This is a genomic window from Pseudomonas sp. PWP3-1b2 (genome assembly GCF_049896045.1).
GTDB classification, from domain to species: Bacteria; Pseudomonadota; Gammaproteobacteria; order Pseudomonadales; family Pseudomonadaceae; genus Aquipseudomonas; species Aquipseudomonas antarctica_B.
In genome coordinates, this window is sequence record NZ_JAFCTN010000020.1 from 88,049 (window position 1) to 98,187 (window position 10,139).

Genomic DNA, 10,139 nt, shown 5'->3' on the forward strand with positions numbered 1-10,139 from the left:
GCTTGCCTGCGATGGCATCTGCTGGGAGTGCCTGAGGGACCGAGGTGTCTGCATCGCAGGCAAGCCAGCTCCCACAGTGAAGCTCAACTGGGTGTGAAAGAATTGAAGGCTTACTCGGTAAAAAATGTGGGAGCTGGCTTGCCTGCGATGGCATCTGCTGGGAGTGCCTGAGGGACCGAAGTGTCTGCATCGCAGGCAAGCCAGCTCCCACAGAAAAACTCAACTGGGTGTGAAGGGATTGAAGTCTTACTCGGTCTTTCCAAAAGTGACCCGCTGTAAGAGCGGAACCCATATCAGCCCTAACCCAAAAACCGGATATGCACTCAATCCAAATCCCCAGCATCATGCCGCTCAGCCAACTGCTCCGACACCTCCCCGGAAACCCGATTCACCCTGCGCCCCCGCTGCACCGCAGGCCGGGCCTCAATCGCCTCAGCCCAGCGCAACACATGCTTATACTGATGCACCGAAAGAAACTCCGCCGCCCCGTACAACCGCCCCTTCACCAACCCACCATACCAAGGCCAAATCGCAATATCGGCAATCGTATAGTCATCCCCGGCAATGTACTCACTCACCGCCAACCGCTGCTCCAGCACATCCAGCTGCCGCTTGGTCTCCATCGCAAACCGGTTGATGGCGTACTCCATCTTGCTCGGCGCATACGCATAAAAATGCCCAAACCCACCCCCCAGATACGGCGCACTGCCCATCTGCCAGAACAACCACGACAAACACTCCGCACGCGCCGCCGGCTCAGTCGGAAAAAACGCCCCGAACTTCTCCGCCAGGTACTGCAAAATCGCACCCGACTCAAACACCCGAATCGGCGTCTCCCCACTGCAATCCAGCAGCGCCGGAATCTTCGAATTCGGATTCACCGCCACAAACCCGCTGCCAAACTGATCACCGTCACCAATCTTGATCAACCACGCATCGTATTCCGCGCCCGCGTGCCCCAGCGCCAGCAGTTCCTCCAACAGAATCGTAACCTTCTGCCCATTCGGCGTGGCCAACGAATAGAGCTGCAAAGGGTGCTTGCCCACCGGCAGCGCCTTGTCATGGGTCGCCCCCGCAACAGGCCGGTTAATGCTGGCAAACGTGCCGCCGCTCTCGGCGTCCCAGGTCCACACTTTTGGGGGTACATAGTCGGTCATGATTTCACTGCTCCTTGGTCTCAATAGTGTTCGACGCAGCCAATTGAGCCACGTTCCATCCGCCGCCCAGCGCCTTGATCAGGCCCACATTAGCGCTCAATTGCTGGGTTTGCAGTTGCAATACCGTGCGCTTGGCTTCCAGCGCTGCCACTTGGGCGGTCACCACGTCCAGATACGCCACCGCTCCCTGACGATAACGCGAGGTGGAGAGGTCTTCGGCGTATTGCGCCGCAGCCGCCGCGTCCCGCTGATCATCCAGCGCACTGCCCAGGCCCGCGATCTGCGACAGGTTGTCTTCCACCTGCTCAAACGCCGCCAACACCACGCCACGGTATTTGGCCGCCGCTTCGTCGGTGGCTGCCTTGGCGATGTCCACCTGAGCCTGGCGCGCGCCGCCATCGAACAGCGTGCCCACCAGCGACGGGCCAAGGGCCCAGAACAGGTTAGGCGCACTGAGCAGGCGCGCAAACTCATCACTTTGATAACCGCCCTGGGCACTCAAGTTAATCTGCGGAAACCACGCCGCCCTGGCCACGCCGATACGCGCATTTGCCGACGCGATGCGACGCTCGGCGGCGGCAATGTCGGGGCGACGTTGCAGCAGGCTCGACGGCACGCCGGTCGGCACGTTCGGCAGGGCTATCGGCGCAACGCTGACAGCTACGGTGTAGGTCGACGCCGACTCACCGAAAATGGGTGAGCTGGCGCAGACCCTGGTGATGGACCTGTCTGCCCTCGGCCACACGCTCAAACCGCTGGTGCGCGACGGGCTGGTGGAGTTGCGCGTGGACGAACTCGACCGCCGCACCCGCCGCGTGCTGCTGACCGAAGCGGGCAAGAGCACTTATGCAAAAGCCCGGCGAATCTCGCTGAAAATGGCCGAGCGTTTCGATCAGGCGTTTGGCCGGGAAGCCGCCGCACAACTGCGCCAAACCCTCGACTTTATTGCCTCCGACGCGTTCTCCCAGGTGTTGCTCGCCAAGGACGACTAAACCACCGGCTGGTGGTGGGTCACGCAGTGGATGCCACCACCGCCCGCCGCAATTGCGTCGATATTGAGCTGCACCACGGTGCGGTTCGGGTAGAGCCGCGTCAGCAGGTCCAGCGCCTTGCGGTCCGCCACCGGGTCGCCGAATTCGGGCGTAATCACCGCGCCGTTGATCACCAAATAGTTGATGTAGCCTGCCGCGAATTCCTGATTACCTTCGTTGAATTTGCTGTTGCGCGGGTTCAGCGGCGGCGACAGGGTGTGCACCTGCAGCGGGCGACCGTCGGCGTCGGTGGCGTGCTTGAGGATTTCCAGGTGCGCCAACGTAACCTTGTGGTCGTAAGACGCAGGGTCAGTGTCGAGGTTGGCCACTACCACGCCGGGCGACACGAAGCGCGCGTAAAAATCGACGTGGGCGTCGGTGATGTCCTTGCCCTTGATGCCGGGCAGCCAGATGATCTTGCGCAGGCCCAGGCGTTCTTTCAGTTCGGCTTCGACCTCGGCCTTGCTCCAGCCGGGGTTGCGGTTGCGGTTGATCCAACTGCTCTCGGTCATGATGCCGGTGCCACGCCCGTCTACCTCAATCGCCCCGCCCTCGCCCACCAGCTTGCTGCGCAGGTGTCGGGTGCCGGTGTGGGCGGCAATCAAGGCCGCCAGCTGCGCGTCATCGGCGTGCTGCTGTTTGTCTCCCCAACCGTTGAAATTAAAGCCCACCGCGGCCACGCCGCCCGAGCCGTCAATGACGAAATTGGCGCCGGTGTCGCGGATCCAGATGTCGTCCAGCGCGGCTTCCACCAACGTGATATTGCGCGTGCCGCAGTGTTTTTCTGCGAGTGCGCGCTCGTCTTCGCGGCAGAACACGGTGACCGGTTCATGGTCGGCGATGGCGCGGGCGATGCGGCCAAGGGCGGCTTGTACGTCGGCGGTGAAGCCTCCCCAGATCGCATCCTGAGCACCAAAGGCGATAAATGCCTGGCGATGTTTTTCGCCTTCGTCGGGCATGTAGAAACGCCCGCTGACGGCGGCGTGCAGTGGGGTGTTGATCAATGGCATGGCGCAGACCACGCTGGTTTGTTTGATGAAGGTGCGGCGAGTGGGCATGTGGTTCTCGGGGATACGGTGTTGAGTTCAAAGACGTTGATCAGGCTGAGCAAGCCTCTGTGGCGAGCGCGCTTGCTCGCGTTGGAGTGCGCAGCGCTCCCGCTTTTTTCGGGGCCGCTACGCAGCCCAACGCGAGCAAGCTCGCTCGCCACAAAAGCTCGCTCGCCACAGGAAGCTTGTTATCCACAATTATTTGACGGAGGCTGTTTTGACTTTGGTCCACACGCGCATTCGCGCGCGCATGTCGGCCTGGGGAATGTCCCTGCCGGGGATCAACCGATCAAAGGTGGCCGCATCCGGGTAGATCTCGGGGTTGTCGCGCATGCTCGCCTGCACATCCGGTCGGGCCTTGGCGTTGGCCGTGGGGTAGCCGGTGGCGTTGGTGATGGCGGCCATGTTCTGCGGGCGCATCACGAAGTTGATAAAGGCATAGGCGTATTCCGGGTGTTGCGCATCGACCGGAATGGCCAGGGTGTCCATCCACACCGTGGTGCCTTCGCGGGGGATGTGATAACCGAAGGTCACGGCTTTGCCAGCCGCATCGGCGGCGCGCTGGGCCTGGGTCATGTCGCCGCTGTAGCCCAGCGACAGGCACAGGTTGCCGTTGACCAGGTCGGTCACCGGTTGCGACTGGAACTTGCGAATGTAGGGGCGCACTTTGAGCAGCAACTCGTTGGCGGCGGCGAGGTCTTCGCGCTTGGCGCTGCGCGGGTCTCGGCCCAGGTAGTTGAGCACCACGGCGAGCACTTCGTCCGGCGAGTCGATCACCGAGATACCGCAGTCAGCGAACCTGGCCGCATTCTCCGGTTTGAACAGCAAATCGAGGCTGTTGACCGGCGCGTTCGGCATGCGCTGTGCAATCTGCTGCGTGTTGTACGTCAGGCCGATGGTGCCCCAGGTGTAGGGCACCGTGGCCTTGTTGGAGTGCACATACTGGCTGCGCAGTTTCTGCAAGCCGGGTTCGATATCGCCTGTCTCGGTGAGCTTTGCAGGGTCCAAAGGCTGCAGGGCGCCCGCATGCATCAGGCGTTCGGCCACGGTGTCGCCAGGGAAAATCAGGTCATAGCCGCTGCCGCCAGCCATCATCTTGGCTTCCAGGGTTTCGCTGCCATCCATCACGTCGTAGATCACCTTTATGCCGGTTTCGGCAGTGAACCGTGACAGGGTGTCGGCGGCAAAATAGTCGGCCCAGTTGTAGAGCTTGAGGATTTTTTCATCGGCCGAGGCGCAAACGGCGGTAAGCATAAGGGTACAGGTCAAAAGAAATTTCATGATGGGCGGCCGTCCAGGGTGAATAGAGCGCTGTACATTTCCGGGCGGCGGTCGCGAAAGATGCCCCAGGTCAGGCGCTCTTCGCGCATGGCGGCAAGGTCCAGGCTGTGCACCAGCACGCCGGTGCTGTCGCGGTCGGCTTCGGCGAGCATCTTGCCCTTGTGGTTGCAGATAAACGACGAGCCATAGAAGGCCATTTGCAGGCCCTCGTCGGTGGTCGCCACTTCACGCCCGACACGGTTGGCCGCCACCACCGGCAGGATGTTCGCCGCTGCGTGGCCGCGCATGGTCATTTGCCAATGGTCGCGGGAATCGAGGCTGGCGCAGCCGGGTTCCGAGCCGATGGCGGTGGGAAACAACAGCACGTCGGCGCCCTGCAACGCCAGGCAACGTGCGGTTTCGGGGAACCACTGGTCCCAGCAGATGCCGATGCCCAGGCGCCCGAAGGCCGTGGGCCACACGCGAAAACCGCTGTCGCCGGGGCTGAAATATTCCTTCTCCTGATAGCCGATGGCATTCGGGATATGGGTCTTGCGGTACACCCCCAGCAATTGCCCGTCGGCATCGGCGACGCTCAGGGAATTGAAGAAGGCATTGCCGGCTTTTTCAAACCAGCTCAGCGGCAGCACCACGCCCAATTCTCTGGCCAGTGCGGCAAAGCGCTTGAGCACACGGCTGTGGGTATATTCCTCGGCGAGCGCCAAGTGCTTGTGGTGTTGCTCGATGCAGAAATACGGCGTGGCGAACAGCTCCTGCAAGAGGATCACCTGCGCGCCCTCCGCCGCCGCATCGCGCACCAATTGTTCGGCGCGATCGAGGTTGCCGGGCAAGTCCCAGGTGCAGTGCATCTGCGTGGTCGCAAGGGTCAAAATGGTCATGGCATTACCCCTTGAGCGGCCAGGCCGGTTGCTGCTGGGTGATGCAATGCACCCCGCCGCCGCCGTGGGCCAGATGGTTGATCTGCACCGGCACGATTTCACGGCCGGGGAACGCCTGGGCGAGTACCTCGGCGGCGACCTGATCAGCAGCGATGCCATAGGCCGGCATGATGATTGCGCCGTTGGCGATGTAGAAGTTGGTGTAAGAGGCGCAGAACACTTCAGCGTCGGTGTCTACCGCGTCGGTGGCCTCGTACAGTTCTATCATCTCGAAGTGGCGGCCGTGGGCGTCGGTAGCCAATTGCAGCGCGCGGCGGTTTTCGCGCACCACGTCGGCGTAGACCGAGCGTTGGTCGTGAGTGGCGTCCACCAGCAGTACGCCGGGACGCGCGAAGGCACACACGCCATCCACGTGGCCGTCGGTCATGTCGCCAGTGACGTAATCCGGGTCACCGGGCAGCCAGATGGTTTTCTTGATGCCCAGCAGGCGCGCAAAAATGTCTTCGAATTCGGCTTTGGTCACGCCAGGATTACGGTTGGGGTTGAGCAGCACCGATTCGGTGGTGATCAACGTGCCCTCGCCGTCCACGTGGATCGCGCCGCCCTCATTGCTCAGCGGCGTGCCGAAGCACTCCAGCCCAAGGTGGTTGAGCACGCGGCGCGCGAGGCTTTCGTCCAGGTCATGGGCCGACTTGCCGCCCCACGCATTGAAGCGCCAGCTCACCCCGGCCAGTCCGTGTTGCGGATGGCAGATAAAGCTCGGCCCCGAGTCGCGGCACCAACTGTCGTTCACGGGCTGCGGTATCAGCTCTAACCGTGGCCCACACAGGGCGCTGGCACTGGCAACAGCTGAAGGATCGACAACCATCTTGACCGGTTCAAAGCGCGCAATCGCATTCGCGACCCGTGCAAAATCTTCCTGCACCTGCGCCAACGTCACGCCCCAGGTGGTTTCCCACAAGGCCTGGTTATGCGGCCAGACCATCCAGGTGGCCGCATGTGGGGACCACTCCGCAGGCATCCACCAACCCTTGCTCTGATTTTCAATCTGCTGCATGACAAGCACCTTTGAGTTAAGTCATTGTGTTCAGTGAACACTGCCCACGGAGTCTTGGCATGCATGCTACGGCGGCGATAAAGACCGGACAAACGATGGATTTTGTAGAAAACTGATTAGAGGAACTTATCAGCATGCTCAATCACTGGCCCCCGCTCGGCACCCTGCGCGGCTTTGAAGCCGCGGCCCGGTTGGGCAGCTTCCACAAGGCTGCCGAAGAACTGCACCTCACCCAATCGGCGATCAGCCAGCAGATTCGCAGCCTGGAGGCCTACCTTGAGCAGCCGCTGTTTTTGCGCAGCGGGCGCAGCGTGAGCCTGACCGACGCCGGCCACGATTTCCTCAGCACCACCCAGGCGTTGTTGCAGCAACTGGCGGTGGGCGTGCGGCGGTTGGGGCAGTACCGCAAGCCCAATCAGTTGGTGCTCAACACCACGCCGACGTTTGCGCGCCATTGGTTGCTGCCGAGGCTGGAGGACTTTCGCCGCCAGCACCCGGAAGTGGATTTGTGGATTTTCAGCACCGACGAAGTGCCCGACATGGCCAGCCAGACCATCGACCTGGCGGTGCGCGACGACATCAGCTCCCAGGCCGAATGCAGCTTCAAGGTGCTGCATGCCGACCGCTTGTTCCCAGCCTGCCACCCGCGCGTGCTGAAGGTACCGAAGGAACAACGCACCACCTTGCACGGCGAGCGGGAAATGGACTGGAGCCATTGGGCCGTGGAAGCCGGAGTTGATGTGGGGCAAAGGGACCAGGGGCTGAATTTTTCCGACCCCGGCTTATTACTGGACGCGGTGTGCACGGGGCTGGGCATTGGCCTGGTCAGTCAATTGCTCAGCCGCAAAAGCCAGCAAGACGGCGCACTGGTGCCCTTGGTCGAGGCCACTATTCGCGGCCCGAGCTGGGCGCTGTTGACGCACCGCGACAGTGAGCATGAGCCCATGGCCCGCAGCTTTACGGCGTGGCTGCTGGCCCATTTACATGCAGATGCACCATGAGCGATTGGCGTTAAGACATCCTTGCCGAGGGGTTATCGGACGTAGTAATTATCGAATTCCCCACTCTCGACAAGCGCGAAACCATGGCGCATGTAAAAGCGATTTGACGCGCTCTCCTTGAGCGCGCCCACTCTGATGGGCCGCCCTAGTGCGTCAGCTTCTCTGAACACCTGAGCGAGCACCGCAGAGCCTATCCCTGCACCTTGAGCGGCAGGCACCACGTACAAGTGATCCAGCAGAAGCTCGCCGTGACGGTCTTTGACAACAACAAAACCTACTGGCTCACCGTCCCTCTCTATGCGCCGCGTGCTGCTGGCGTCAAACCCAGCGAGAAAGCGTTCACGCGCGCGGGCGGGATCAAAACGCCCAACCCGCTCGAGGCTTTCGCGCATGGCCTCAATCCGGATGGCGACAAGATGCTCCACGTCGTGATGGGTGACACCCGATAACACGATAGCGGTCGCCGATGAAACAGGCGTCATAAACCCTCCACGCCAACCTGAAACGTCAAACCGGACGCTTGCAACAACACCCGGCGTTCAAGAAATACCCGTTTCGTCATCGATTCAGACCCAACCACCGTCCACGATAAAGTTCTGCGCCGAACACATCGCCGACGCATCAGAGGCGAGAAACAGCGCCATATTGGCGATGTGTTCCGGCAACACGCTGCCCGGCAGGCATTGGCTGCGGCTGATCAGTTCCCTGGCGGCGTCGTCCACCCACATTTCCAGTTGTTTTTCGGTCATGACCCAGCCGGGCACCAGGGTGTTGACTCGGATGCGGCTCGGGCCCAATTCACGCGCGAGCGCGCGGGTCATGCCATGCGCCGCAGCCTTGCTGGCGGCGTACACCGGGTAGCCGGCAGACGCCATCATCCAGCCCACCGAGCCAAGGTTGATGATGGCCCCGCCGCCTGCGCTTTTCATCATCGGGGCCACCGCCTTGGCGGCGAAGAAAGCGTGCTTGAGGTTGACGGCGATCAGCCGGTCGAACATGGCCGAATCGACTTCTTCCAGGGTGTGGCGCACATCGTTGGCGGCGTTATTGACCAGCACGGTGATGGGGCCCAGGGACTGCTCAAAACCCTCGATCGCGGCCTTGAAGGCGATGTCATCGGTGATGTCGCAGTGCACGAATTCCACGCTGTGCCCCTGTGCATTCAACGTCGCCGCCAAGTGCTCGCCCTGGCTCTGCGCACGGTCCACAAAGCCCACCTTGGCGCCCTGCCCGGCGAATGCCCGCACCATGAATTCGCCAATGCCCGAGGCACCGCCAGACACCAATACGGTCTTGCCCTTGAGGTCGGGATAAACGGCCTGCTCAGTACTCATATAACAATCGCCTCACTCAATTAGTCTTATTTTATTTTGCAAATACACGGTAAAAGGCTATAAATCTGCTGTTCCATCGACAAAATATCGCACATTAGTAGAACTATTCCACTGAAAACAACAAAAGGAAGTTCGACCATGAAGCACCCTCGTCACCTGCTGTCCGGCCTCGCCTTGTCCATGCTGATCGCCAGCGGCGGCGCCCAGGCCGCTGGCCTCACCAGCGAGCAAAAACCGTTCGGCAAAACCAATGACGGCACCGCCGTCGAACAGTACGTGTTGCGCAACAGCCACGGCATGCAAGCCACGGTGATCACCTACGGCGGCGTGCTGCAGTCGCTGAAAGTACCCGACAAAAACGGCAAGGCCGAGGACGTGGTGTTGGGCTTCGACGACGTGCAAGGCTACCAGGCCGGCACCGCGTTTTTTGGCGCAACCATCGGACGCTTCGGCAACCGCCTCGCCGGCGGCGCCTTTGAGCTCGACGGCAAACGCTACCAGGTTCCGCTCAATGACGGCCCCAACTCACTGCACGGCGGCGCCCAGGGGTTCGACAAACACGTGTGGCAAGCCAAGCCGGTCAAGGGCAAGGACTCGGTCGGCGTAACCCTCACCTACCTGTCCAAAGACGGCGAGATGGGCTTTCCCGGCAACCTGAAAACCGAAGTCACCTACAGCCTCAACGACAAAAACGAACTGCACATCGACTACAAGGCCACCACCGACAAACCGACGGTACTCAACCTCACCAACCACAGCTACTTCAACCTCGCCGGCGCGGGCAACGACGACATCCTCAAACAAGTCGCCACCCTGCACGCCAGCCACTACACCCCGGTCAACGCTACCTTGATCCCCACCGGCGAACTCGCCCCGGTCAAGGGCACACCGATGGATTTCCTCACACCAACGGCTATCGGCCAACACATCAAGGACGACCACCCCCAGCTGAAATTTGCCGAGCCCAAACAAGGCGGGTTTGACTTTAACTGGGCGCTGGACACCAAAGGCGATATCAAAAAACTCGCCGCCGAAGTCCACGACCCCGCCTCGGGCCGACGCTTGCAGCTATACACCACCGAGCCGGGCGTGCAGTTCTACACCAGCAACTTCCTCGACGGCACAGTGAAAGGCAAGGCCGGCAAGACCTACCAACACTGGAGTGGCTTCACGCTGGAAACCCAACACTTCCCGGACGCGCCTAACCAACCGACATTCGCCTCAACCCGCCTGAACCCGGGCCAGACCTATACCCAGAACACCATCTTCAAGTTCACTGCGGACTGAATAAAACTGTGGGAGCGGGCTTGCTCGCGAAGGCGGTGGGTCAGTCAATTAATTTGTTGACTGA

Annotated in this window: 10 protein-coding genes and 1 pseudogene; 3 read left to right on the forward strand and 8 right to left on the reverse strand. The window is 61.3% G+C overall.

What is annotated here, in order from left to right; translation table 11 throughout:
* Positions 1-323: 323 nt before the first annotated feature.
* Together yghU and ACP7A2_RS15095 are read right to left on the reverse strand one after the other, a co-directional pair.
* The gene (yghU, locus tag ACP7A2_RS15090; protein WP_426134838.1) at positions 324-1,157 is read right to left on the reverse strand and encodes a glutathione-dependent disulfide-bond oxidoreductase; all 834 of its coding nucleotides are present in this window, start codon (positions 1,155-1,157) and stop codon (positions 324-326) included.
* A 4-nt stretch (positions 1,158-1,161) separates the two neighbouring features.
* A pseudogene (locus ACP7A2_RS15095) lies at positions 1,162-1,851 on the reverse strand (efflux transporter outer membrane subunit); the annotation flags it as partial.
* Between ACP7A2_RS15095 and ACP7A2_RS15100 the strand changes: the two are divergent.
* Positions 1,850-2,149, forward strand: a complete 300-nt coding sequence (locus tag ACP7A2_RS15100) for a MarR family winged helix-turn-helix transcriptional regulator (protein WP_426134850.1) — start codon at positions 1,850-1,852, stop codon at positions 2,147-2,149. The pseudogene ACP7A2_RS15095 and the gene ACP7A2_RS15100 sit on opposite strands and share 2 nt — an antisense overlap.
* Here the strand turns inward: ACP7A2_RS15100 and ACP7A2_RS15105 are convergent.
* The 4 genes from ACP7A2_RS15105 to ACP7A2_RS15120 form a co-directional block, all read right to left on the reverse strand.
* Positions 2,146-3,246: an agmatine deiminase family protein gene (locus ACP7A2_RS15105; protein ID WP_426134839.1), complete on the reverse strand. Its 1,101-nt coding sequence runs from the start codon at positions 3,244-3,246 to the stop codon at positions 2,146-2,148. The two genes, ACP7A2_RS15100 and ACP7A2_RS15105, sit on opposite strands and share 4 nt — an antisense overlap.
* A gap of 189 nt (positions 3,247-3,435) precedes the next feature.
* Positions 3,436-4,518: an extracellular solute-binding protein gene (locus ACP7A2_RS15110; RefSeq protein ID WP_426134840.1), complete on the reverse strand. Its 1,083-nt coding sequence runs from the start codon at positions 4,516-4,518 to the stop codon at positions 3,436-3,438.
* Positions 4,515-5,396: an N-carbamoylputrescine amidase gene (gene aguB / locus ACP7A2_RS15115; RefSeq protein WP_426134841.1), complete on the reverse strand. Its 882-nt coding sequence runs from the start codon at positions 5,394-5,396 to the stop codon at positions 4,515-4,517. The genes ACP7A2_RS15110 and aguB overlap by 4 nt, the downstream gene beginning before the upstream one ends.
* Positions 5,397-5,400: 4 nt before the next feature.
* Positions 5,401-6,453 (reverse strand): agmatine deiminase family protein, encoded by a 1,053-nt coding sequence (locus ACP7A2_RS15120; RefSeq protein WP_426134842.1) that lies wholly within the window; start codon positions 6,451-6,453, stop codon positions 5,401-5,403.
* A 134-nt stretch (positions 6,454-6,587) separates the two neighbouring features.
* Between ACP7A2_RS15120 and ACP7A2_RS15125 the strand changes: the two genes are divergently transcribed.
* Positions 6,588-7,454: a LysR substrate-binding domain-containing protein gene (locus ACP7A2_RS15125; protein WP_426134843.1), complete on the forward strand. Its 867-nt coding sequence runs from the start codon at positions 6,588-6,590 to the stop codon at positions 7,452-7,454.
* 32 nt (positions 7,455-7,486) lie between these two features.
* On the opposite strand, the gene ACP7A2_RS15130 is transcribed toward ACP7A2_RS15125, so the two are convergent.
* A complete protein-coding gene (locus ACP7A2_RS15130; RefSeq protein ID WP_426134844.1) occupies positions 7,487-7,936 on the reverse strand; it encodes a GNAT family N-acetyltransferase in 450 nt (149 codons plus the stop codon).
* A gap of 84 nt (positions 7,937-8,020) precedes the next feature.
* Positions 8,021-8,788 (reverse strand): SDR family NAD(P)-dependent oxidoreductase, encoded by a 768-nt coding sequence (locus tag ACP7A2_RS15135; RefSeq protein WP_426134845.1) that lies wholly within the window; start codon positions 8,786-8,788, stop codon positions 8,021-8,023.
* A 138-nt stretch (positions 8,789-8,926) separates the two neighbouring features.
* Between ACP7A2_RS15135 and ACP7A2_RS15140 the strand changes: the two genes are divergently transcribed.
* Positions 8,927-10,075, forward strand: coding sequence for an aldose epimerase family protein (locus tag ACP7A2_RS15140; protein WP_426134846.1), 1,149 nt, complete (start codon positions 8,927-8,929; stop codon positions 10,073-10,075).
* Positions 10,076-10,139 lie beyond the last annotated feature (64 nt).